A 24,238-nucleotide genomic window follows, 5' to 3' on the forward strand; every position below is an offset into this window, starting at 1 on the left:
ATGGCAGCGCCGGCGGGATCGCCGGCGCGGGGAAGAGCAGGGGCCTGCGCTCAGCGCGGGCCACCACCGCGGCGGCCGCCGCCACTCTTCTGTTCGGCGGCCTTCAGTTCGGCCTCGGTCGGTGCGGCCGGGGTCTCACCCGGCTTCAGCGCGGTCACCTTGCTGCCCGGCTTCAGGCGGAACTGGCCTTCGCTGACCACGCGCTCGCCGCCCTTCAGGCCTTCGGCGATCTGCACCTGGCTGTCGCCCACTTCCACGCCACTGCGCACGGTCTGCATCTTCACCGTGTTGTCGCCCTGCACGACGTAGACGTACTCGCCGTCCGGGCCACGCAGCACTGCCTGCGTCGGGATCACCACGCCGCCGCCGATGGTGCGCAGCTGCATGCGCACATTGACGAACTGGCCCGGCCACAGGCCGTTGTCGGTGTTGTCGAACACCGCGCGTGCCTTGAAGGTGCCGCTGTCGGCGCTGATCAGGTTGTCGACCACGTCCAGCTTGCCGTCGCCGCTGAGCACGTGCGAATCGGCGCGGTCCAGCGCTGCGATCGGCACGCTGCCGGCGGCCTGCGCCTGGCGCACGTCGCCGAGCTGGCGTTCGGGCAGGTTGAACAGCACGTGGATCGGATGGATCTGGGTCAGGGTGACCAGTGCGGTACCGGCGTTGACCACGTTGCCGGCGTCGACCGCGCGGATGCCGGCGATACCGGTGATCGGCGCGGTGACCCGGGTGTACTGCAGCTGCACCTGCGCCGAACGCATGCTGGCTTCATTGGCCGCCACTGCGCTTTCGTACTGTGCCACCTGGTTTCGTTGTGTATCCAGATCGGTCTTGGCCACGAACTGGCGGTACTCCGGCGCGTTCGAGCGCTGGTAGTTCGAACGTGCGGTGGCCAGCAGGGCTTCGTTCTGGCGCTTGGATGCAACGGCCTGGTCATAGCTGGCCTGGGCGGTGCGCGGGTCGATCACCGCCAGCACGTCGCCCTTCTTCACTTCCTGGCCTTCGCGGAAATTGAGGCTCATCAGCTGGCCGCCCACCTGCGGGCTGACCGTCACGGTGTTCATCGCGGTCACCGTGCCCAGCGCGCTGGCATACACCGGCACGTCCTGGCGCGCGGCATCGACCACGGTCACCGGCACCGGGCCGGCATCGGGATCTTCGCCCCCCTGGCCGGCGCCTGCCTGCTGCCCGGCAGCCTTGTCCTTGCCGCCACCGAGTACGCGCAGGCCGACCACGGCCAGCACCAGTACCGCCACGACCAGCAGCACGATCTTCCAAACACGTGACATTCAAGACTCCAAGAGGGCTGGACGGGGTGGCACCCCGGGTGGCAATGCGCAAAGCATACCTGTGGCCCACCGGGTTTCCTGCATGACGGATGGGACGGGCGCTCTGACAGATGGACGACGCTGGAGGTTCCCGTAACGGCAAGGTTGCCCTACATTCAGGTGCAGACCCCTTCCGTGGAGATCGAGATGCGCCGTTCGTTGCTGCTGTCCGCCCTGCTGCTGGCCCTGCCGTCCCTTGCCCACGCCGAGGACGCACAGCGCCCGGAAGTGACCGCTGCCGCACAGCGCCTGCAGGCCAAGGTGGTTGAATGGCGCCGCGATTTCCATCAGCACCCGGAACTGTCCAACCGCGAGGAGCGCACCTCCGCCGAGGTCGCCAAGCGCCTGCGCGCGATGGGCCTGAAGCCGAAGACCGGCATTGCCCACCACGGCGTGGTGGCGATCATCGAAGGCGGCAAGCCGGGGCCGAAGATCGCCCTGCGCGCGGACATGGACGCACTGCCGGTGACCGAGCAGACCGGCCTGCCGTTCGCTTCCAAGGCCACCGCGCAGTACCGCGGGCAGACCGTAGGCGTGATGCATGCCTGTGGCCATGACGCGCACACTGCCACCCTGCTGGGCGTGGCCGAAGCGCTGGTGGCGATGAAGAAGGACCTGCCGGGCCAGGTGATGCTGATCTTCCAGCCGTCCGAAGAAGGTGCGCCGCCGCCGGAAGAGGGCGGTGCGGCGCTGATGCTGAAGGAAGGCCTGTTTGCCGACTTCAAGCCCGAGGCGGTGTTCGGCCTGCATGTGTTCTCCAGCGTGCAGGCAGGGCAGATCGCGGTGCGCGGTGGCCCGCTGATGGCCGCGTCCGATCGTTTCGGCATCAAGGTGATCGGCCGCCAGACCCATGGCTCGGCACCGTGGAACGGCGTGGATCCGATCGTGGCCACTGCTGATCTGATCGGCACCGCACAGACCATCGTCAGCCGTCGCGCCAACCTGTCCAAGCAGCCGGCGGTGCTGACCTTCGGCGCGATCAACGGCGGCATCCGCTACAACATCATTCCCGATGAAGTGGAGATGGTCGGCACCATCCGCACCTTCGACGAAGGCATGCGCCAGCAGATCTTCGCCGACCTGCGCAACGTGGCCGACCACACCGCTGCCGCGCATGGGGCCAAGGCGGTTACCGACATCTACGAATCGGAAGGCAACCCGGCCACGGTGAACGACCCGGCGCTGACCGCGAAGATGCTGCCGAGCCTGCAGGCGGTGGTGGGCAAGGACAACGTGTACGAGCCGCCGCTGCAGATGGGCGCGGAGGATTTCTCGCTGTACGCCAAGGAAGTGCCGGGCATGTTCTTCTTCGTTGGTTCCACCAGCGTGGGCATCGACCCGGCGACGGCGCCGGCCAACCATTCGCCGAAGTTCCTGTTGGATGAGAAGGCGCTGGATGTCGGATTCCGTGCGCTGCTGCAGGTGAGCCTGGATTACCTGCATGGTGCGGGCACCCCGGCGGGTTGAGGGTTTCCGGCAGGGCTGCGCCCTGCACCCGCCGAAGCGGTAGTGCCGGCCGCTGGCCGGCAACCTCAACAGCAACAGCAACAGCAACAGCAACGGCAAAAGCTGGCTATCTGTGGGATGGCGGGGTGGGTCCGGTTGCGGGGGACGCCGTAAACCCGTCCATGGGGGCTTGGCCGCGGCATCCATGCCGCGGACACCCCCGCAACCGGACCCACCCCGCCTTCGACAGCTTCCCGCGGCTGTCGGAACGACATCCTGCTTTGGTAGGTGTCGACCTTGGTCGACACGGCGGACATCATGAACGTCTGAAGCATTGGCTTTTGATTTTGATTTTTCTGATCTTTCCCGTGGTGGCGCGGGAAATTGACCGTGGCCGGGAGGGGGGGGGCTGGGGGCGTAAGCGCCATGCATGGCGCGCCCGAGCCTACAAGGACGTATTCACGGCGTCCCCCAGCCAACCCACCCTCCCGGCCAACCCGATAGACCGCTCTGCCGGCCAACCAACCCCACCACGGAGGGGCTCCGCCGTTGGCCGACCCGGCCGAAGGCCCGCTCTGCGCGCGATACAATAAGCACCATGAACACCCCACAGGATTCCAGCCTCGGTCGCGAGGTCAGTTACCCGTCGCAGTACGATCCCGGCCTGCTGTTTCCCATCCCGCGCGTCGGCGCCCGCGCCGAGATCGGTCTGGACGAGGCCGCGCTGCCCTTCGTCGGCCATGACCGCTGGCACGCCTTCGAGCTGAGCTGGCTTGACCTGCGTGGCAAACCGCAGGTCGCCGTCGCCACCGTGCAGGTGCCGTGCACCTCGCCGCGGTTGATCGAATCGAAGTCGTTCAAGCTGTACCTGAACTCCCTCAACAGCACCCGCATCGACAGTGCCGAAGCCCTGCGCGAGCGCCTCGTCGCCGACCTGTCGGCCTGCGCAGGTGCCCCGGTCCAGGTCACGTTCGGCCTGCCGGCGTTGCGCGAATCACCGCTGGGCGAGTCGATCGACAGCCTCGAGGTGGACATCGACTGCTATGGCCCGCCGCAGGCGGACTATCTGTCGGCCAACGCCGATGCGCTGGTGGAGGAGACCCTGGTCTCGGCCCTGCTGAAGTCCAACTGCCCGGTCACCGGCCAGCCGGACTGGGCCACCGTCAGCCTGCGCTACCGCGGCCCGCAGATCGATCGTGCCGGCCTGCTGCGCTACCTGGTCAGCTACCGCGAGCACGCCGAGTTCCATGAGCAGTGCGTCGAGCGCATCTTCAGTGAAGTGTCCGCGCGCTGCCGGCCGCAGTGGCTGGAAGTGGAAGCCCGCTATACCCGTCGCGGTGGCCTGGACATCAACCCGTGGCGCGCCAGCCCCGGCATTGCCGCCCCGGCCGCGACCTACCGCGAACTGCGGCAGTAACCGCCGCAGGCGGTTACAGGTAGCGCCGGGCCATGCCCGGCGAGCGCAGCGGCCCCATACGGAGCCGCCCGGCATGGCCCGGCAAACCGGTTGGGCCCCGATTGTTCAGCTGCCCCGGGGGGCGGCTTCACATCGGCACCATCCCCATTTAACAACCTCTATGACACCGTGCCAGCCATGTAGTCATACAGACGGGAGTGTGTGGATGAGTACCGAGAAGAAAGCCGATTTCTCCGGCGTCAGTGGCAGCGTCGACAGTACCGCCCAGCAGGTCCCCAAGGCGGACTTTTCCGGCGTCAGTGCTTCGGTGGACAGTACCGCCGAGGTGGTCAGCGGTGGCACCTACACCGTGCAGAAGGGGGATTCGCTGTCGAAGATCGCCAAGCAGCACCTGGGCGATGCCAACGCCTGGAAGAAGATCTTCGAAGCCAACCGCGATGTGCTCGACGACCCGGACAAGATCTTCCCGGGCCAGACCCTGAAACTGCCGCCGAAGTAATACCGGCGATCCCATCGCCGTCCGAACAATCCTTGGAGGAATCCCGAATGATCAAGACGACCCCGCTTCAGAATGCCCTGCTGGCCGCGCTGCTGGGCAGCGTCGCCCTGGTGGGCTGCAAGAAGAAGGAAGAAACCGCAGACAACAACGCGGCTCCGGCGGCAACCACGCCGGCCGAAGCGCCCGCGCCGATGACCGGCGCGCCGCCGCCGATGGCTGCATCGGCCGTAGCGGTATCGGCGGTCACTGTCGGCAAGACCGCCGCAGCTGACAAGTCGGTGACCACGGCCGCCCTGTTCGCGCCGAAGGACGATGTCATCGTCTCGGTGAAGACCGATGGCGCGGCCAACAATGTCACCGTCGGCGCCAAGCTGACCTTCCAGGATGGCCAGGTGGCCGGTGAGCAGAACGCAACCCTGAACACCAGCGGTGCAGAGACCACCAACATCACCTTCAAGAATGCCAATGGCTGGCCGGCCGGCAAGTACCGCGCCGAAGTCATGGTTGATGGCAAGGCGGCCGGAACGCCGCAGGAGTTCGAGGTCAAGTAAGTCCCGCCGACTCTCTCCCGGTTGGACTCACGATGGACGCAGCCGCGAGGCTGCGTCCTTTTTTGTTGGTGGCGTTGCGGGAAGGCCTCATCCACGCATGGCGTGGATCTACAGGTGCAGACACCTGGCCGATCTTCGCGCAGGGATGTTTCCGCAGACCCACGCCATGCGTGGATGGATCACAGCGTTGCCGGTGTGCAGTACCGCCGCGTATGGCACGGCTTTGCCCCGCGCGGCTGAAAACGCGACAATGCAGGGGTTTCCCCGGCGCGCGCCCACCCTGACGGCGGCGGGGAAAGTGACACGGTTGCACGTGGCCCGGCGCTGGCGCCGGCCTTCCCCTGAGCACTGCTACAGAGTCCAAGTCCCCCATGTCCAAGATCCTCTACACGCTGACCGACGAAGCACCGTTCCTGGCCACCCAGTCGCTGCTGCCGATCGTCGACGCCTATACCTCCACCGCGGGCATCGCAGTGGAGACCCGTGACATCTCGTTGTCCGGCCGCATCCTGTCGCTGTTCCCGGAACTGCTGAGCGATGCGCAGAAGGTCAACGATGACCTGGCCGAGCTGGGCCAGCTGGCGACCACCCCCGACGCCAACATCATCAAGCTGCCGAACATCTCCGCCTCGGTGCCGCAGCTGAAGGCCGCCATCAAGGAACTGCAGGACCAGGGCTATCCGCTGCCCGATTACCCGGAAACCCCGGCCGACGACCAGCAGCGCGACTACAAGGCGCGCTACGACAAGGTCAAGGGCAGCGCAGTCAATCCGGTGCTGCGCGAAGGCAACTCCGACCGGCGCGCGCCGCTGTCGGTGAAGAACTACGCCCGCAAGCACCCGCACCGCATGGGCGCTTGGGCGTCCGATTCGAAGTCGCACGTTGCGCACATGGACGCGGGTGATTTCTACGGCAGCGAGAAGTCGGCCACCCTGGCCAACGCCGGCGCGCTGAAGATCACCCTGCACGGCAAGGACGGCAGCACCGTCGTGCTGAAGGAAAAGACCGCGGTCAAGGCCGGTGAGATCGTCGACGCGGCAGTGATGAGCCGCAAGGCGCTGGCCGCCTTCATCGATGCGCAGATCGCCGACGCCAAGTCGCAGGGCGTGCTGTTCTCGCTGCACCTGAAGGCGACCATGATGAAGGTCTCCGACCCGATCATGTTCGGCGTGGTCGTCAACGAGTTCTACAAGGACGTGCTCGCCAAGCACGCCGACACGCTCAAGCAGGCCGGTTTCGATGCCAACAACGGCATCGGTGATCTGGTCGCGCGCCTGCCGTCGCTGCCCGAAGCCACCCGTGCCGCCATCGAAGCCGACCTGCAGGCCGAGTACGCGCAGCGTCCGGGCCTGGCCATGGTCAACTCGGACAAGGGCATCACCAACCTGCACGTGCCGAGCGACGTGATCGTCGACGCCTCGATGCCGGCGATGATCCGCGACTCCGGCAAGATGTGGAATGCCGAAGGCAAGCTGCAGGACACCAAGGCGGTCATTCCGGACCGCTGCTATGCCGGCGTGTACCAGGCTGTCATCGACGACTGCCGCAGCAACGGTGCCTTCAACCCGGCAACCATGGGCTCGGTGCCCAACGTCGGCCTGATGGCGCAGAAGGCTGAAGAGTACGGCTCGCACGACAAGACCTTCCAGATCGCTGCCGACGGCGTGGTCAAGGTCACCGACGAGGCCGGCAACGTGGTGTTCGAACACGCCGTGGAAGCCGGTGACATCTGGCGCATGTGCCAGACCAAGGACGCGCCGATCCAGGACTGGGTCAAGCTGGCCGTCGAACGCGCGCGCCTGAGCAGCACCCCGGCCGTGTTCTGGCTGGACGCCGCCCGCGCCCACGACGCGCAGGTCATCGCCAAGGTCGAGACGTACCTGAAGGACCACGACACCACCGGCCTGGATATCCGCATCCTGCCGCCGGTGGAAGCGACCACCTTCTCGCTGGCCCGCATCCGCAAGGGCGAGGACACCATTTCGGTGACCGGCAACGTGCTGCGCGATTACCTCACCGATCTGTTCCCGATCATGGAGCTGGGCACCAGCGCCAAGATGCTGTCGATCGTGCCGCTGATGGCCGGTGGCGGCCTGTTCGAGACCGGTGCTGGCGGTTCGGCACCGAAGCACGTGCAGCAGTTCGTCGAAGAGGACTACCTGCGCTGGGATTCGCTGGGCGAGTTCCTGGCCCTGGCCGCGTCGCTGGAGCATCTGGGCAACCGCTACGACAACGCTGCCGCCCGCGTGCTGGCCAAGGCGCTGGACGAGGCCAACGGCCAGTTCCTGGACAACGACAAGTCGCCGTCGCGCAAGCTCGGTGGCATCGACAACCGTGGCAGCCACTTCTACATCGCCCTGTACTGGGCGCAGGCCCTGGCAGCGCAGAACGAAGATGCCGCACTGCAGGCACGCTTCGCTCCGCTGGCCAAGGCGCTGGCCGACAACGAGCAGAAGATCGTTGACGAGCTGATCGCGGTGCAGGGCAAGGCCGTGGACATCGGCGGCTACTACCGTCCGGATGTGGCGAAGGCCGCTGCCGCGATGCGTCCGAGCGCGACCTTCAATGCCGCGCTGGAGCAGCTGCGCGGCTGATTCATCGCCGCCCGGTTGAGACCTGGAAAGAAACCCGCGCCTCGGCGCGGGTTTCTTTTTTGCGGGCCTGGGGTCAGATCCCTCTGTACCGCAGAGGGATCTGACCCCACCCATGGCGTGGATGTACTCGGGCCCGGAACCGTGAAATCCGTCATCCGTCGAAACGCCGTCAACACGGCATGAAACTTGCCCGCGATGGCCGTCGCAGAACGGACGCATGCATGTTCACCACTGCCACCAATATGAGCAGTCGATCACGACGATGGCGGCAAGCCATGGCCTAGCCTTGGCGATGCGAGACCGCCGGGGAGGTGGTCGCACGGGGAACACGGATGGCACGCGTGCTCGTAGTGGGAACCGACATCCAGGGCGAACAGGCCCTGCTGCAGAGGCTGCGGATGGCCTCGGCGCTGCCGGACGGACAGATCCGCCGCAGCCAGGACCTGGACGACTGCGATCTGCTGGTGATCCGCGATACGCCGGCGCTGCGCAACGCGGCACTGCGCATGCGCCAGCAGCGCCCGCGCCTGCACTGCTGGATCGAGGACCTCGGCGGCCAGTTGCGCGAAGGCGATGGCGGCCAGGACGTACTGGATGATGGCGCGATAGGACGGGCGCTGCGCGGCATGCAGACCGGCACCGATGCGACACCGATCCGCTTGGCTGACGGCGCGCATGCGATCACCCGCCTGCTGCGCGAGCGGCTGCCATCGCGGCAGGGCCAGGCGCTGCTGGGCGAGGGCGCAGAGCCGCTGCTGCTGCTGGATCTGGAGCAGGACCAGGCGGTGCTGCTGCACGAGCCGGCTACGGTGCTGGTGGAACGGCTGGCGCAGGGCTTCGAGCACCTGTATCTGGATGCGCTGCTGCCGGCGCAGCTGCAGGCACTGGCGGGTGACCGCGCGCGACTGCCGTTGCGTCCGTTGCTGTGGCAATGGGCGCAGCGCAGCCGCCACTGGCAGGCGTTGGATGAGCGCCTGCGCGGGGCGTCGGTGAAGCTGCTGCGCTGGCCGGACTTCCGCGTGCTCGGCCACGATCACGATGGCTTCCGTCTATGTTCGCTGCTGCTCAAGCGTGCCTGCACGGTGGACGAATGCGCGATGCTGCTGGATCTTCCCGCCGCCGCCGTGCGCGATTTCATCCACGCCGCCTACCTGTGCGGCTATGCGCAGCTGCAGGTCGCACCTGCAGTACCGCTGGCGGGTGCGCGTGCCAGCACTGCCGACAACGGCCTGCTCGCACGCCTGTGGCGGACGCTGCGCGGGAGTGATCGCGATGCGTGAGCACAAGGTGGTGGTGCTCGGTGGCATGGGCAGCGGCAAGTCGACATTGGTACGCAGCATCGCCGCCGGTGCGGTGGTCGACACCGACGTAGCCAACAGCGACCGCGCGGGTGCCGACAAGGCTTCGACCACGGTGGCGCTGGACTACGCCGATATCGACCTGCCCAACGGCGAGAGGCTGCGCCTGTATGGCACGCCTGGCCAGCAGCGCTTTGATTTCCTGTGGCCGATCCTGCTGCAGGGTGCGCGCGGTGCGGTGTTGCTGCTGGACGCGCGCCGTGCCGGGGTGGCCGCCGAGCTGGACGCCTACCTGCAGGTGCTGCGCCCGTTCGGTCCGGCATTGGCCCTGGTGGTGGCGGTGACGCATCTTGACCAGGTGCCGGCAGCGGCGCTGGATGACTGGGCCGAGCGCGCCCGGCTCGATGGCCAGCCGCTGCCGTTGCTGGCGGTGGATGCCCGCGATCGCGAACAAGGACTGCTGCTGATGGACGTATTGATGAGCGAAATGGAAGCGCATGCACTGGTGGCCGCACATGGCTGATGGACAAGGCGCGCCGTTGCCGGACGCGCAGCAGCGCGAGCGCCTGCAGCCGTTGCTGCAGGACCTGCAGCAGCGGGTGGAAGGGGTGCGGACCGTGGTGCTGGCCAGCGTCGATGGCTTTGCCCTGGTCAGTGCTGGTGCGGAGGGGCGCGGCGAACGCCTGGCGGCGATGACCAGCGCGATGCTGGCCCTGGCTGCAGCAGTGGGGCGCGAACTGGCACTGGGCGATCTGCAGACGCTGATGCTGGAGGCCGCCGGCGGCAAGGTACTGATGCTGGCCATCCAGGCCGAGGGGCGTGCGCCGCTGCTGCTGATGGCGGCCTGCGACCAGCGCAGCGTGATCGGCCAGGTGCTGTGGCAGAGCAGGGAATGTGGCCAGGCGATCCTGGCCGAACTCAGCGGATCGTGAGCCCGGCCGCAGGGGAACGAGGGGCTCGAACCAACATTGAGAGGGGTGCAACGTGGCTGGATTGAATGATTCGTTGACTGCACTGATGGGTATCGATGGCGCGCAGGCCGTGGCGCTGGTCGACTACGAAAGCGGCATGCTGCTGGGCGAGGCCGGTTCGGGCATGGACATGGAAGTGGCGGCGGCCGGCAACACCGAGGTGATCCGCGCGAAGATGAAAACCGCCGCCTCGCTCAACCTCAACGATGGCATCGAGGACATCCTGATCTCGCTCGGCAAGGCGTATCACATCATGCGCCCGGTGGCGAAGAAGAAGGGCCTGTTCTTCTACATCGTGCTGGACCGGACCAAGTCCAACCTCGCCCTGGCGCGGCGCAAGGTGCAGGACGTGGAGGCCGAACTGGCGATCTGAAGGGTAGTGCCGGCCGCTGGCCGGCACCTGCCTGCATCCAGGGGGGGCAGATGGTGCCGGCCAACGGGCGGCGCCGTCTGCGCGCTCGACGGCATCACACACGCCAGCGTATGGTGAGGTCGGTTTCCCCGGATACGTCGTGCATGTCCGATCCTGTCACTGCAACCGAACTGGCACCGCGCATCGCCGAGGCCATCCGCGATGGTTTCGAGCACTATCACGCCCGCTTCGCCGCGATCACGGCGCGTGCCCGGGTGCGTTTCCAGCAGCGCGACTGGGCGGCGGCGCGCCACGATGCGGTCGAGCGCATCGCCCTGTACGACCAGTGCATCGCCGAGCAGATGGATGCGCTGCGGCGGCTGGCCGGTGACGCCATCAGCGAACGCGCGCTGTGGCTGCAGGTGCACGCGCACTTCAGTGCCCTGCTGCAGGGCCTGATCGACGCCGAGCTCTACAAGACCTTCTACAACACGTTGTCGCGACGGCTGTTCGCCATCCGCGGTGTGGATCCGGAAGTGGAGTTCATCGCCTTCGATGTCGAACCCTCCGATGCGATCACCCATCCGGTGGCGCGCCACACCTACGCGGTCTCGCCGACGCGGCCGGTAGAGGCGCTGCAACGGGTGTTGGCCGACTACCGCTTCGATGTTCCGTACGCGCACCAGCTGCGCTGCGCCGCCGCCATCGCCGTACGCCTGCAGGACGATCTGGCGCACTGGGGCGACACGCCGGTACGCAGCATCGAACTGCTCGATACCGTGTTCTACCGCGAGCGTCGCGCCTATCTGGTCGGGCGCGTGTTCGGTGAACACCGTTTCTCGCCGTGCGTGATCGCGCTGGTCAACGACGACCAGGGCCTGCGCGCCGATGCCGTGCTGACCCGGCGGCGCGATGTGGCCCATCTGTTCGGCGTGTCGCGCAGCTATTTCCAGGCCGATCTGGGCACGGTTGGCGATGCGGTGGTGTTCCTGCGCAGCCTGCTGCCGGGCAAGCCGATCGACGAGATCTATACCGTGCTCGGACGCGCCAAACAGGGCAAGACCGAGCGCTACCGGACGTTCTTCCGCCACTTCAATGAACACCCGAACGAGCGTCTGGCGCATGCCGAAGGCACGCCGGGCATGGTCATGGCGGTGTTCACCCTGCCCAGTTACCCGCTGGTGTTCAAGCTGATCCGCGATCGTTTCGCTTGGCCCAAGACGATGTCGCGGCAGCAGGTGGAGGAGAAGTACGCCCTGGTGTTCAACCTCGACCGTGTCGGTCGCCTGCTTGACGCACAGCCCTACCGGCATCTGCGTTTCCCGCGCGAACGCTTCGCCCCGGTGCTGCTGGACGAGCTGCTGCAGCAGTGCGCGCAGAGCGTGCGCGTGGATGGCGACGAGGTGGAGATCGCGTTGTGCTACGTGCAGCGTCGCTTCCGGCCATTGAATCTCTATCTGCGCGAACAGGCTGGCGAGGCCGTGCGCGCAGCGGTACTCGACTACGCGCAGGCGATCACCGACATGGCGCGCAACAACATCTTCCCCGGTGACATGCTGCCGAAGAACTTCGGCGTGTCGCGCCACGGCCGTGCCGTGTTCTACGACTACGACGAGTTGTGCCTGGTCAGCGACTGCGTATTCCGGGCCTGGCCCAAGCCAAGCTCTCCGGAAGAAGCGATGGCCGATGAGCCCTGGTTCCATGTCGGTCCGCGCGATGTTTTCCCCGAGCGGTTCGGGCCGTTCATGGGCTTGCCGGCGCAGGAACTGGCAGCGGTGCGCGAGCACTATCGCCATCTGTTCGATCCCGCCTGGTGGCAGGGGCTGCAGGCGCGCTTTGCGGCGGGCGATTATCCGGACACGCCACCGTATTCGGCTGCGCAGCGGTTGGCGTGATTGGCCGCGCCGACGGCGAGGAACTCGGGTAATCTCGGCACTTTCATCACCAAGGATCGGCAATGATGCGTTCTTCTCTTTTCCTGGCACTGGCCCTTGCGGTGTCTGGCGGTGGCGCCCTGATCGATACCGCCGATGCACAGACCGCGCGCGAGGTACGCAGGCAGGCCGAGGCCAGCATGACCCTCAGCGGGGTCATCGACATCGGCCGCGAAGGCCAGGTTGAAGGGTTCCAGCTCGATCGTCGCGAGAAGGTTGATGCTGGCGTAGCGGGGTTCGTCGACAAGGCGGTGCAGAGCTGGCGCTTTGAGCCGACGCTGGTCGACGGCAAGCCGATGCCTGCCCGTACTACCGTCCACCTGCGTCTGATTGCCGGCAACATGGAGGGCAACAGCATGCAGGTACGGGTGGTTGATGCCTGCTTCGGCAAGCTCGGCGGATCCAGTGCGCCGAGCACCGATGACGTCACCGCAGCGAAGACGCGCGCACCGGTCTACCCACCGCAGGCGGCATCGATCCGCGGGCAGGGCACTGTCATGCTTCTGGTCAAGGTCGGGCGTGATGGCAAGGTAGCTGACGTAATTGCCGAGCAGACCAACCTGACCGTGGTCGGTCCCGAGCGTACGATGAACCAGCTGCGCGACGTGCTTGCCAAGGCCAGCGTCAGGAGCGCCCGCGAATGGACCTTCAACCCGCCCACTACCGGCGAGGACAAGGACCGGGACTTCTGGACCGTGCGCGTGCCGGTCAATTATTTCTTCGACAAGCAGAGCGAGCGTTACGGCCGCTGGACCGCGTACATTCCCGGCCCGCGCCAGCAGGCGCCGTGGAAGACCGGCGAGGAAACCCTGGCCGCCGGAAGCGACCTGCTGCCCGAAGGCGGTGTGTACATGGTCGGTCGTGCGCAGGAAGGCCCGCGCCTGCTGACCCCGCTGGGCTGATGCGTCATTGCGGGATGCGCCGGGCCTGCCCCGGCGCATCCCGCTCGAATCGATGTGCTCAATCGGCGTGCGGGTATACCACCACCCGGTTGCGGCCCTGTTCCTTGGCCAGGTACAGGGCCTTGTCGGCCAAGCGCAGTGCCTGTTCCGGATCGGTATGGAAACTGGGGAAGTGGGCCACTCCCAGTGACACGGTGATGGTGCCCACCGGAGCAAACGGTTCGTCGGCGATGGCCTGGCGCAGGCGCTCGCCGGTCTGCCGGGCCGCTTCGATGCCAACGCCCGGCAGCAGCACCAGGAACTCCTCGCCACCGGCGCGGCACAGCACGTCGGTCTCGCGCGAATGGCGGCGCATCTGTTCGGCGATATGCACGATGGCCGCATCACCGATGTCGTGACCGTGGCTGTCGTTGATCGACTTGAAGCGGTCGATATCCAGCGTCAGGATCGCAAACGGCAGGCCCTGCGCCTGCAGCGCGTCGAGCGCCTGCTGCAGCCCGCGACGGTTGAGCAGGCCGGTCAGCGGATCGGTACGGCTGGCGCGGTTGAGCGTGCCGATCCGGTCCTGCAGCGCATTGAAGCTGTACAGCACGGCCTGTTTCAGCTGCGCCACTTCGAAGTACCAGGCGCGGATGCCATTGACGTGGCTGATCGCATTGCCGGTGTCTTCGCCGTCCTGCACGTTGCGCGCCAGCTGCCACAGCGGCAGCGAAATGCGGCGGGCGAACCACCAGGTGATCAGCAGCGACAGCACGCCCAGCGGAATGGCATTCCAGATCACCGCCGACATCAGGCGTGACAGCGGCTGCAGCGTCGCCTCGGTCGGGCGCTGCGCGACGATGCCCCAGCCGGTTGCCGCCACGGGCGCGTAACCGGCCAGCATCGCCACCTGGTGGTTGTTGCGCACCTGCTGCGCACCGCGCTGGCCGCGCATCACTTCTTTCACCGCCGGGTTGTTCAACGCGTAGGTGCCCACTTCCTTGGGGTTGTTGTGATAGATCAGGCGGCCATGGCGGTCCACCACGTACAGGTAGGAACCATCGCGGTAGTAGTGCGTACCCAGCAGGGTGTTGAGTGCACTGCGCTGGCGCAGGTACAGGGTGCCGCTCACATAGCCCCGGTACTGGCCGCTGCGGTCGAATACCGGGTGCGAGATCGAGATCAGCAGCTTGCCGGTGGCCGACTGGTAGGGATCGCTGATCATCGGCTGGCGCCGTTCCAACGCTGCCTTGTTGCCAGCGCTGCGCAGGATCTCGCCCTGCAGCTGCAGGCTCTGCGGCGAGGTCGCGATCACCCGCCCGTCGTTGGCCACCACCAGCGAGGAGTTGAAGCTGCTGGACTGCAGCTGCAGGCGACGGGCCTCATCCTGCGCCTGGGCCGGATCCATGTCGCTGTCGCCAAGCCGGGTGGCGGCATAGGCCAGCTGCTGCTGCGCGGCCAGCAGGAAGTTCTGCGTGGTCTCGGCCAGCTTGGTGGCGTACACGCGGTTGGCTTCCAGGGTGTTGCCCACCAGCTGGTCGCGCTGCACGCGATAGCTGGCAAGCAGCGTATTGGCCAGGGCGATGACGGCGCTGAGCAGGGCCAGGGCAAGGATCAGCTTGCCCAGGTTGAGCCGGGGAGACAGTGTGCGCATGCAGTTGAAGGATCGGGCAGGGCTGGACCCGCCGGATCCTCCGGATGGGGCAACAGCGGGAATCGGCGGCCCGGCCAGCGCGGCTGGGGCGGAGAGTCAGGCATTTGTCCCGCAGATTATCGCCAAATCACCGGGCCGCGAAGTGAAGCCGTTTGTCCTGCCGCCACCCAAAGAAAAAGCCCCGCACTGCGGGGCCTTTCCGTATTCCATCAATCCCGCGCGATCAGCGCTTCATCGAACCGAAGAACTCGTCGTTGGACTTGGTGTTCTTCATCTTGTCGAGCAGGAATTCCATCGCCGTCATTTCATCCATCGGATGCAGCAGCTTGCGCAGGATCCAGATCTTCTGCAGCAGCTCCGGCTCGATCAGCAGGTCTTCGCGACGGGTGCCCGAACGGTTGATGTCGATGGCCGGGAACACGCGCTTTTCAGCGATGCGACGGCTCAGGTGCACTTCGCTGTTGCCGGTGCCCTTGAACTCTTCGTAGATCACCTCGTCCATCTTCGAGCCGGTATCGACCAGCGCGGTGGCGATGATGGTCAGGCTGCCGCCTTCTTCCACGTTGCGCGCGGCACCGAAGAAGCGCTTGGGGCGATGCAGGGCGTTGGCGTCCACACCACCGGTCAGCACCTTGCCCGAGCTCGGCACGACGTTGTTGTAGGCACGCGCCAGGCGGGTGATCGAGTCGAGCAGGATCACCACGTCCTTCTTGTGCTCGACCAGGCGCTTGGCGCGCTCGATGACCATTTCGGCCACCTGCACGTGGCGCGCGGCCGGTTCGTCGAAGGTCGAGCTGATGACCTCGCCGCGCACGGTGCGCTGCATTTCGGTCACTTCTTCCGGGCGCTCGTCGATCAGCAGCACGATCAGGTGCACGTCCGGATGGTTGGTGGTGATGGCCGTGGCCACCTGCTGCATCATCATCGTCTTGCCGGCCTTCGGCTGGGACACGATGAGCGAGCGCTGGCCCTTGCCCTGCGGCGCCATCAGGTCGAGGATGCGGCCGGTGATGTCTTCCGACGAACCGTTGCCGCGCTCCAGGGTGAAGCGGCGACGCGGGAACAGGGGGGTCAGGTTCTCGAACAGCACCTTGTTCTTCGACGCTTCCAGCGGCTCACCGTTGATGGTGTCCACGATCGACAGCGCGAAGTAGCGCTCGCCGTCCTTCGGGAAGCGGATGCGGCCGGACAGGTGGTCGCCGGTACGCAGGTTGAAGCGGCGGATCTGGCTGGGCGAAATGTAGGTGTCGTCCGGGCCGGCAAGGTAGCTGGCCTCGGCCGCGCGCAGGAAGCCGAAGCCGTCCGGCAGGATTTCCAGCACGCCGTCGGCGGCAACGCCGTCGCCGTGGCGGGTCAGCACCTTCAGCAGCGCGAAGATCACGTCCTGCTTGCGGGCACGGGCCACGCCTTCGGAAATCTGCAGCTGCTCGGCGATCTCCAGCAGCTTCTGGGCCGGCATGCGCTTGAGGTCGCTCAGCGAATAGACCGGGAAGCCTTCGGGGACGTTGGCGTGCGGACGCGGTACGAACGGCTGCTGTTCGCCGTTGTCGTTGGGCATGCCGTCGTCGCGGAAGCGACCGCCGTTGCCACCACCACCACCACCGCCGCCATTGCGATCACGGTCGCGGCGGTTGCGGAAACGGTCACGGCGGTTGCCTTGGCCTTGCTGGCCCTGCTGACCGCCCTGGTTGTAGGGGTTCTGGTTCTGGCCACCGCCCTGGTTGTTCTGCTGCGACTGCCGCGGCTGGCCGGATTCGCGGCCCTCGCCACCTTCGCCGCCGCCACTGCTGGCAGGGGCCTCGGTGGCGGGTGCGCTCGGCGCGGAAGGCGCTGCGGCCGGTGCCGGCGCCTCGGGCGCGGCTGCCAGCGGCAGGGCAGGCTGCGCAGGGGCGGCGCTGGTTTCGGCGGCGGCCGGAGCGGCAGCCTTGGTTACGCGGGCTTTGCGCACGCGCTTTTCGGCGGGCGCATCAGCGCTACCGGTTTCGGGAGTGTTATCGGACAAGAGCGTTATTCCTCGCTTGAAGGTGCGAGCGCCCGGCTGGGGCGGCGAACATTGGGAATGGGTCTGGAAGAAACTGCGTCCAGAAGATGCGGCACGCGAACGCGGCCGGATGTGCCGACACTATCATCGGCCCGCGGCGCCACGCAAGGGTCGCCGGATACGGTATTCAGTCAGGCGCCGGGGCGCCTGCCCGGCAGCCGTCGAAAACGGCTGCCGGAAAGCGCGGGATCAGGCCAGGGCCTTGTCCAGCAGGCCGGCCAGCTGGGCCTTGCCAACGGCACCGATCTGCTCGCCCACCTTCTCGCCGTCCTTGAAGACGACCAGGTAGGGAATCGAACGCACGTGGTACTTGGCGGCCAGGGCGCGGTTGTTGTCCACGTTGACCTTGGCGATCTTGGCGCGGCCCTGGTAGGCATCGGCCAGTTCATCCAGCGCCGGGGCGATCATCTTGCACGGGCCACACCACTCGGCCCAGAAATCGACCAGCACCGGTTCCTTGGAATTCAGTACGGCGCTATCAAAGTCGGCATCGCCGACGTGTACAACCTTGTCGCTCATCTTGGTTTCTCGTCTTGGATTGCACCCGGCCAGGCCGGAGGTGGGTGAACTGGGCCATGCCCGGTGGCGTGACCCTCGTCGTTGCCTCGCGGCGGACTGCCACGGTGCGTTCGGCGGGATGCCTGGACGCTCACGGCCGGCAGTGTACCCCTATCGCAGGGCAGGGACAGATGCTGGCTGGAACCCAGCGTATCGTGATCGGTGCTGAGCCCGGTATGTGTCCGATGTCACTGTCCATGGCTGAAATGGGGGTGCTGGCGCGGTAGGCCATGGGAGCCCGCGCCGCTGTTCAAGCGCGGTACTGCGGGGTGAAGAGGCGCGTCTCCGTAAGCTGTGAGACGCCCGATTCCGGTTTGCTGGCCCGAGTGCGGTAAACTGGGGCATTGTGCGGCGCGCGGACCCGAGGGGTCCCGGCCAGCCCGACCCGCCGCAGGGGCCGCAGTTTGCGACGGAGCCCCAGACAGATTTCAGTGCCGCCGCCCGCAGGCGCGTGGCCATACCAAGACGGACACATGAGCGACAAACCGCTGACCGATTTGACTTTTTCCTCCTTTGATCTGCATCCGGCCCTGCAGGCCGGTCTTGAAGGAGCCGGATTCACCCGCTGCACGCCCATCCAGGCGCTGACCCTGCCGGTCGCGCTGCCCGGTGGCGACGTCGCCGGCCAGGCCCAGACGGGCACCGGCAAGACGCTGGCCTTCCTGGTCGCTGTCGTGAACCGCCTGCTGACCCGCCCGGCACTGGCCGATCGCAAGCCGGAAGACCCGCGCGCGCTGATCCTGGCCCCCACCCGCGAACTGGCCATCCAGATCCACAAGGATGCGGTCAAGTTCGGTTCGGACCTGGGTTTGCGTTTCGCGCTGGTCTACGGCGGCGTTGACTACGACAAGCAGCGCGAGATCCTGCAGCAGGGCGTGGACGTGATCATCGCCACCCCCGGCCGCCTGATCGACTACGTCAAGCAGCACAAGGTGGTGTCGCTGCACGCCTGCGAGATCTGCGTGCTGGACGAAGCCGACCGCATGTTCGACCTGGGCTTCATCAAGGACATCCGCTTCCTGCTGCGCCGCATGCCCGAGCGCTCCACCCGGCAGACCCTGCTGTTCAGCGCCACCTTGAGCCACCGCGTGCTCGAGCTGGCCTATGAGCACATGAACGAGCCGCAGAAGCTGGTGGTCGAAGCCGAGACCATCACCGCCGCGCGCGTGCGCCAGCGCATCTACTTCCCGGCCGACGAAGAGAAGATCCCGTTGCTGCTGGGCCTGCTGTCGCGCAGCGAAGGCGCGCGCACCATGGTCTTCGTCAACACCAAGGTGTTCGTCGAGCGCGTGGCCCGTTCGCTGGAGCGTTCCGGCTACCGCGTCGGCGTGCTGTCCGGCGACGTGCCGCAGAAGAAGCGCGAGAGCCTGCTCAACCGCTTCCAGAAGGGCCAGCTGGAAATCCTGGTGGCCACCGATGTGGCCGCCCGCGGCCTGCATATCGACGGCATCAAGTACGTCTACAACTACGACCTGCCGTTCGACGCCGAAGACTACGTGCACCGCATCGGCCGTACCGCCCGCCTGGGCGAGGAAGGCGATGCCATCAGCTTCGCCTGCGAGCGCTATGCGATGGGCCTGCCGGACATCGAGGCCTACATCGAACAGAAGATCCCGGTCGAAGCGGTCACCAGCGAGATCCTGACTTCGCTGCCGCGCCCTGAGCGTGCCGCCCCGGCACCGGGCGAGGAAGGCGACGAGAATGAAAGCGTCGGCCAGATCTTCCGCGAAGCACGCGAAGCGCGCGCCGCCGAGGAAGAGCGTCGTGGCGGCGGCCGTAGTGGCGGTCGCTCCGGCAGTGGTGCTGGCGCTGGGCGTGGTGGCCGCGATGGCGAGCGTAGCGGCGAACGCCGTCCGCGTGGCCCGCGCAAGCCGCGTGTGGAAGGTGAGCAGGTTGCTGCCGCCGCAGTCGAGGGTGCAGTGACGGCTGAAGCTGCTGCCGTGCAGGCCCCGCGTCCGCCGCGCGCTGAAGCTGCGCCGGAAGGTGCGGTGGACGGCGAGCGCAAGCCGCGCAAGCGCCGTCGTCGTCGCCACGGCCGTCCGGTCGAGGGCGCCGAAGGTGTGGCAAGCAACGCCGGCAACGGCGCCAGCCCGGTTACCCCGGTGCAGGTGGTGGCCAAGCCGGTGCGTACCAGCGCCGATGCCGGCGACTCGTTCCTGACCCGTATCGGCCGCAAGATCCGCCGGATGCTGTCCGGCAATTAAGCCGGTAGCGCCGGGCCACGCCCGGCGAGCGCAGCGGCCTCCGTCCGGGGCCGCGATGCCGGAAGGTTTTCGCCGGGCATGGCCCGGCGCTACCGATCTGTCGCGCCGGTCCTGCATAATCGGGGCATGAGTGTCCTGCGCTTCGACAATGTCAGCAAACAGTACGCCGGTGGCCACGAAGCCCTGACCGATGTCAGCTTCGAGGTCGCGCCGGGCGAAATGCTGTTCGTCACCGGTCACTCCGGGGCGGGCAAGAGCACCCTGCTCAAGTTGATCCACCTCGACGAGCGGCCCAGCCGCGGCGCGGTGATGTTCGACGAGCGCAACCTGCTGAAGGTGCGCGGCGGTGATGTGCCGCGGCATCGACGCGCGGTCGGCGCGGTCTACCAGGACCACCGCCTGCTGATGGACCGCTCCATCGCCGAGAACGTGGCCCTGCCGCTGATCCTGCGCGGCACCCGCCGTGGCGACATCAACAAGCGCGTGCGTTCGGTGCTCGAGCGCATGGGCCTTGGCCACCGCGAAAAGGCGCTGCCCTCGCAGCTGTCGGCCGGTGAGCAGCAGCGCGTCGGCATCGCCCGGGCGATCGTCGGCGAGCCCAAGCTGCTGGTGGCCGACGAGCCGACCGGCAACCTCGATCCCACCCTGGCGGCCGAGATCATGTCCCTGTTCGCCGAGCTGCCCGCACGCGGCACCAGCGTGCTGGTGGTCAGCCATGACCTGCCGCTGCTGCGCCACATGCGCAAGCGCGTGCTGATCCTCGACCACGGCCGGCTGGTGGACGACATCTCGCCGCAGGATCTGGCGGAGTAACCATGGCCAAGAACGAAAACACCGAAGCCGCTGCGCCGTCGCGCCTGGGCGTGTGGTTCCAGCACCACGTGCACAGCGTGGTGTTCAGCCTCGGCCGTGCCTGCCGCAAACCGTGGGCGACGCTGCTGACCGTGATGGTCATGGCGCTGGCCCTGGCGCTGCCGCTGGGCCTGTCGATCGCGCTGGACAACCTCAAGCAGTTTGCCGGCAGCGTGCAGCAGTCGCGCGACATCAATGTCTTCCTGAAGGCGGACGTCGACGGCCCGGGTGCGCTGCGCCTGGCCGGGGAGCTGCGCGACCGGCCGGACGTGGCCAGTGTCACCGTGCGCACGCCGGAGCAGGGCCTGGAGGAACTGCGCCAGGCCGGCCTCGGCGAAGCCATCGACGCACTCAACGACAACCCGTTGCCCTCGTTGCTGGTGGTCACCCCCGGCCAGGGCCAGGACGATGCACGACTGGCACGCGCGCTGGAAAGCCTGCCCGGTGCCGACCTGGTGCAGCACGACGCCCTGTGGCGGCAGCGCCTGGATGCCTGGCTCGCGTTTGGTGCGCGGCTGGTGCAGGTGCTGTCGGTGCTGCTCGGCGCCGGTGCCGCGCTGGTGGTCGGCAACACCGTGCGCTTGGACATCCAGGCCCGCCGCGAGGAAATCGGCGTGCTGCAGCTGCTCGGCGCCAGCGATGGTTTCATCCGCCGCCCGTTCCTGTACCTGGGCGCCTGGTATGGCCTGGGCGCCGGTGCGGTCGCGCTGGGCCTGATCGGCATTGCCGGTGCCGCCCTGCGCGCGCCGCTGGCCGAGCTGTCGCGCAGCTACGGCAGCCCGTTCGTGCTGCATGGCCTGGACCTGCTGCATGGCAGCCTGGTGCTGCTTGGCACCTTGTTGCTGGGCTGGCTGGGTGCATGGCTGGTGACCGGCCACTTCCTCCGCCAGACCCGCCCGACCGACACCTGAGACCGGCATGCAACCGCAAGCGCTGAAGCACCTTGAAGGGCCCGCGACGCGGGTGATGGTGGTTGACGGCTCCAAGCTGGTGCGCAAGCTGATCGCCGACGTCCTGCAGCGCGATCTGCCGGGCGTGGAGGTGATCGGCTGCGACAGCATCGAAGACGCACAGCATGCGCTGGCGCAGGGGCCGGTCGATCTGGTCACCACCTCGTTGACCCTGCGCGATGGCGACGGCCTGGCGCTGGCGCGGATGGTGCGCGAAGCGGCAGGGCAGGCCTATGTGCCGGTGATCGTGGTCTCTGGCGACGCCCAGCAGCACCTGGAGCAGCGCCGCTTCACCGAGTACGTCACCGACTACTTCGACAAATCGCTGGGCCACGAGGCCCTGGCGACCTTCGTGCGCGGCTACGTGCAGCCGCAGACCATTCCCGGCGCGACCATTCTCTACATCGAGGACAGCCGGGTGGTGGCCGAGGCGACCAAGCGCATGCTCGAGCGCCAGCAGCTCAACGTTATGCATGTGGTCAGCGCTGAAGAAGCGTTTACCCTGCTCACCGCCGAATCGCTCGGGCGCAGCCGCCATCGCATCGATCTGGTGCTGACCGATGTGACCCTGAAGGGAGAGCTGAGCGGTCGCGACGTGGTGCAGCGCGTGCGCGTGGACTTCGGCTACGGCAAGCGCCGCCTGCCGGTGCTGGTGATGACCGGCGATGGCAATCCGCACAACCAGACCGGCCTGCTCCAGGCCGGCGCCAACGACCTGGTGCTGAAGCCGATCGAAGAGCGCCTGCTGATCACCAAGGTGCTGTTCCAGCTGCGGCTGGCCCGGTTGAATGATGGACCCCTGTTGCGATGACGTGTTGCGATGATCGATGAAGTAGTGGACACCCCGGCGATCCAGCTGGAACCGAGCTGGAAACAGCGTGTGGGCGATTACCTGCTGCAGCCGCAGATGCGCGAGCTGTCCAGCTTCCTGCGGCAGCGCAAGGCCAGCGGTGCGGCGGTGTTCCCGCCTGGACCGCAGATCTTCGCCGCCTTCGATGCGACCCCGTTCGATCAGGTGAAAGTGGTCATCCTCGGCCAGGACCCGTACCACGGCCGTGGGCAGGCCCATGGCCTGAGTTTCTCGGTGCAGCCGGGCGTGCCGGTGCCGCCGTCGTTGTTGAACATCTACAAGGAAATCGAGGGTGACCTCGGTATTGCCCGCCCGGACCACGGCTGCCTGATCCCGTGGGCGCAGCGCGGCGTGCTGCTGCTCAACGCGGTGCTGACGGTGGAAGAGGGCAAGGCCGGTGCGCACCAGGGGCGCGGGTGGGAAGGCTTCACCGACCATGTGGTGGACGTGTTGAACCGTGAGCGCGAGGGCCTGGTGTTCATGCTCTGGGGTGCCTACGCGCAGCAGAAGGGCAAGGTGATCGATACCGGCCGCCACCGCGTGCTGAAAGCCCCGCATCCCTCGCCGCTGTCGGCCCACCGCGGCTTCCTCGGCTGCCGTCATTTCTCGATGGCCAACGAGTACCTGCAGCGCCGCGGCCAGGCGCCGATCGACTGGTCGCTGCCGCCGCGGGCGACGCTGGCGCCATCGGGCTGAACGGCGAACAACGCTGCCCCTTGTTGAATGGGCGAAACCGCCACCCGTTCAGCTGCCTTTGACCCGGAATAGCCCCGCTTTCCGGGCTAGTGGGTTGAATTCCAAGGGATTGTGTATCCCGAAAAGCGCGCTCGCCACTGTCATCAAATCGCGTTACGGTAGGGTTCTGTTTGGGACCAGTGTTTCATCAGTGGAATGCTGGAACTTTTTCCTCCTTTAGCAGTCCAAATCCCAGACTGCTAAGATGGGTGCCTATGAGCCAGAACACCTCTACTGCCCTTGTGGCAAACAATCTGCCGATTCCCAGTGCGCTCGGTTCGCTGGACGCCTATATCGGTGCCGTGCACCAGATTCCGGTGCTGTCGGTCGATAACGAACAGGACCTGGCCCGTCGCTTCCGCGACGGCAACGATCTGGACGCTGCCCGTGAGCTGGTGCATTCGCACCTGCGCTTCGTGGTGCACGTGGCCCGCGGTTACAACGGCTACGGCCTTGCGCTGGGCGACCTGATCCAGGAAGGCAACATCGGCCTGATGAAGGCGGTCAAGCGCTTCGACCCCGACATGGGCGTGCGCCTGGTGTCCTTCGCCGTGCATTGGATCCGTGCCGAGATGCACGAGTTCATCCTGAAGAACTGGCGCATCGTGAAGGTCGCCACGACCAAGGCGCAGCGCAAGCTGTTCTTCAACCTGCGCAAGTCGAAGAAGCGCCTGGGCTGGATGAACGCGGCCGAAGTCAGTGCGGTGGCCAAGGACCTGAACGTGTCCGAGCGCGAGGTGCTGGAAATGGAATCGCGCCTGTCCGGCCGCGATATCGGTTTCGATGCCCCCACCGATGAAGACAACGACCACGCGCCGCCGTCGCCGGCTGCGTATCTGGTGGCCAATGACGAAGATCCGTCGATGGCCTACGAGCGCGAGGACAGCGAAGACAACCAGATGCAGCTGCTGCGCGAAGGCCTGGCGGAACTGGATGCGCGTTCGCGCGACATCATCCGCCGCCGTTGGCTGGATGCGGACAGCAAGGTGACGCTGCAGGAGTTGGCGGACGAGTACGGCGTATCGGCCGAGCGTATCCGCCAGGTTGAAGCGAACGCGCTGAAGAAGATGAAGGCGCTGTTCACCGCATAAGGCGGCGAAGCGTTTGAGTAATGGAAAGGCCC

At 66.8% G+C, this 24,238-nt stretch carries 21 protein-coding genes; 17 read left to right on the forward strand and 4 right to left on the reverse strand.

Annotation, left to right across the window (positions count from 1 at the left end; translation table 11 throughout):
* Positions 1–50 precede the first annotated feature (50 nt).
* The gene (locus tag LC407_RS14500) at positions 51–1,289 is read right to left on the reverse strand and encodes an efflux RND transporter periplasmic adaptor subunit (protein ID WP_080149694.1); all 1,239 of its coding nucleotides are present in this window, start codon (positions 1,287–1,289) and stop codon (positions 51–53) included.
* Positions 1,290–1,475: 186 nt separating this feature from the next.
* On the opposite strand from LC407_RS14500, the gene LC407_RS14505 reads away from it, so the two are divergent.
* From LC407_RS14505 to LC407_RS14555, 11 genes are all read left to right on the forward strand, one after another.
* Positions 1,476–2,795 (forward strand): M20 family metallopeptidase, encoded by a 1,320-nt coding sequence (locus tag LC407_RS14505; protein ID WP_080149909.1) that lies wholly within the window; start codon positions 1,476–1,478, stop codon positions 2,793–2,795.
* Between the two features lie 577 nt (positions 2,796–3,372).
* Positions 3,373–4,191: an NADPH-dependent 7-cyano-7-deazaguanine reductase QueF gene (gene queF / locus LC407_RS14510; protein WP_080149695.1), complete on the forward strand. Its 819-nt coding sequence runs from the start codon at positions 3,373–3,375 to the stop codon at positions 4,189–4,191.
* Positions 4,192–4,396: 205 nt separating this feature from the next.
* A complete protein-coding gene (locus LC407_RS14515; protein ID WP_025878595.1) occupies positions 4,397–4,690 on the forward strand; it encodes a LysM peptidoglycan-binding domain-containing protein in 294 nt (97 codons plus the stop codon).
* Between the two features lie 47 nt (positions 4,691–4,737).
* A complete protein-coding gene (locus tag LC407_RS14520; protein WP_025878596.1) occupies positions 4,738–5,241 on the forward strand; it encodes a hypothetical protein in 504 nt (167 codons plus the stop codon).
* A 371-nt stretch (positions 5,242–5,612) separates the two neighbouring features.
* On the forward strand, positions 5,613–7,835 hold the full coding sequence (locus LC407_RS14525; protein ID WP_033832390.1) for an NADP-dependent isocitrate dehydrogenase: 2,223 nt from the start codon (positions 5,613–5,615) through the stop codon (positions 7,833–7,835).
* A 332-nt stretch (positions 7,836–8,167) separates the two neighbouring features.
* Complete coding sequence (locus LC407_RS14530; protein WP_223483071.1) at positions 8,168–9,115, forward strand: hypothetical protein; 948 nt, start codon at positions 8,168–8,170, stop codon at positions 9,113–9,115.
* Positions 9,108–9,656 (forward strand): ATP/GTP-binding protein, encoded by a 549-nt coding sequence (locus LC407_RS14535; protein WP_025878599.1) that lies wholly within the window; start codon positions 9,108–9,110, stop codon positions 9,654–9,656. The genes LC407_RS14530 and LC407_RS14535 overlap by 8 nt, the downstream gene beginning before the upstream one ends.
* Positions 9,649–10,065 carry a roadblock/LC7 domain-containing protein gene (locus LC407_RS14540; RefSeq protein WP_032976421.1) on the forward strand — a complete coding sequence of 139 codons (417 nt, stop codon included), beginning with the start codon at positions 9,649–9,651 and terminating at the stop codon, positions 10,063–10,065. Before LC407_RS14535 ends, LC407_RS14540 begins: the two co-directional genes overlap by 8 nt.
* A gap of 52 nt (positions 10,066–10,117) precedes the next feature.
* A complete protein-coding gene (locus tag LC407_RS14545; protein ID WP_025878601.1) occupies positions 10,118–10,477 on the forward strand; it encodes a hypothetical protein in 360 nt (119 codons plus the stop codon).
* A 143-nt stretch (positions 10,478–10,620) separates the two neighbouring features.
* On the forward strand, positions 10,621–12,351 hold the full coding sequence (gene aceK / locus LC407_RS14550) for a bifunctional isocitrate dehydrogenase kinase/phosphatase (RefSeq protein ID WP_223483072.1): 1,731 nt from the start codon (positions 10,621–10,623) through the stop codon (positions 12,349–12,351).
* A 65-nt stretch (positions 12,352–12,416) separates the two neighbouring features.
* Complete coding sequence (locus LC407_RS14555) at positions 12,417–13,292, forward strand: energy transducer TonB (protein WP_317850722.1); 876 nt, start codon at positions 12,417–12,419, stop codon at positions 13,290–13,292.
* A gap of 58 nt (positions 13,293–13,350) precedes the next feature.
* On the opposite strand, the gene LC407_RS14560 is transcribed toward LC407_RS14555, so the two are convergent.
* From LC407_RS14560 to trxA, 3 genes are all read right to left on the reverse strand, one after another.
* A complete protein-coding gene (locus LC407_RS14560; protein WP_025878605.1) occupies positions 13,351–14,925 on the reverse strand; it encodes a sensor domain-containing diguanylate cyclase in 1,575 nt (524 codons plus the stop codon).
* A gap of 223 nt (positions 14,926–15,148) precedes the next feature.
* A complete protein-coding gene (gene rho, locus LC407_RS14565) occupies positions 15,149–16,927 on the reverse strand; it encodes a transcription termination factor Rho (protein WP_025878606.1) in 1,779 nt (592 codons plus the stop codon).
* A gap of 228 nt (positions 16,928–17,155) precedes the next feature.
* Positions 17,156–17,485, reverse strand: coding sequence for a thioredoxin (trxA, locus tag LC407_RS14570; RefSeq protein ID WP_025878607.1), 330 nt, complete (start codon positions 17,483–17,485; stop codon positions 17,156–17,158).
* 512 nt (positions 17,486–17,997) lie between these two features.
* Between trxA and rhlB the strand changes: the two genes are divergently transcribed.
* The 6 genes from rhlB to rpoH all read left to right on the forward strand — a co-directional run bounded on the left by rhlB (position 17,998) and on the right by rpoH (position 24,206).
* Complete coding sequence (gene rhlB, locus LC407_RS14575) at positions 17,998–19,728, forward strand: ATP-dependent RNA helicase RhlB (protein ID WP_025878608.1); 1,731 nt, start codon at positions 17,998–18,000, stop codon at positions 19,726–19,728.
* Positions 19,729–19,854: 126 nt separating this feature from the next.
* Positions 19,855–20,541, forward strand: a complete 687-nt coding sequence (ftsE, locus tag LC407_RS14580; protein WP_025878609.1) for a cell division ATP-binding protein FtsE — start codon at positions 19,855–19,857, stop codon at positions 20,539–20,541.
* Between the two features lie 2 nt (positions 20,542–20,543).
* Positions 20,544–21,491 carry a permease-like cell division protein FtsX gene (gene ftsX, locus LC407_RS14585; protein WP_025878610.1) on the forward strand — a complete coding sequence of 316 codons (948 nt, stop codon included), beginning with the start codon at positions 20,544–20,546 and terminating at the stop codon, positions 21,489–21,491.
* A 7-nt stretch (positions 21,492–21,498) separates the two neighbouring features.
* Entirely contained in the window at positions 21,499–22,341 is an 843-nt protein-coding gene (locus tag LC407_RS14590; protein ID WP_025878611.1) for a response regulator, read from the forward strand.
* A gap of 9 nt (positions 22,342–22,350) precedes the next feature.
* Entirely contained in the window at positions 22,351–23,076 is a 726-nt protein-coding gene (gene ung / locus LC407_RS14595; protein WP_033832381.1) for a uracil-DNA glycosylase, read from the forward strand.
* 254 nt (positions 23,077–23,330) lie between these two features.
* Positions 23,331–24,206 (forward strand): RNA polymerase sigma factor RpoH, encoded by an 876-nt coding sequence (gene rpoH / locus LC407_RS14600; RefSeq protein WP_025878613.1) that lies wholly within the window; start codon positions 23,331–23,333, stop codon positions 24,204–24,206.
* The last annotated feature ends 32 nt before the right edge of the window (positions 24,207–24,238 follow it).

The sequence above is a fragment of the Stenotrophomonas sp. OVS01A genome, from assembly GCF_019969775.1.
GTDB lineage: Bacteria > Pseudomonadota > Gammaproteobacteria > Xanthomonadales > Xanthomonadaceae > Stenotrophomonas > Stenotrophomonas indicatrix.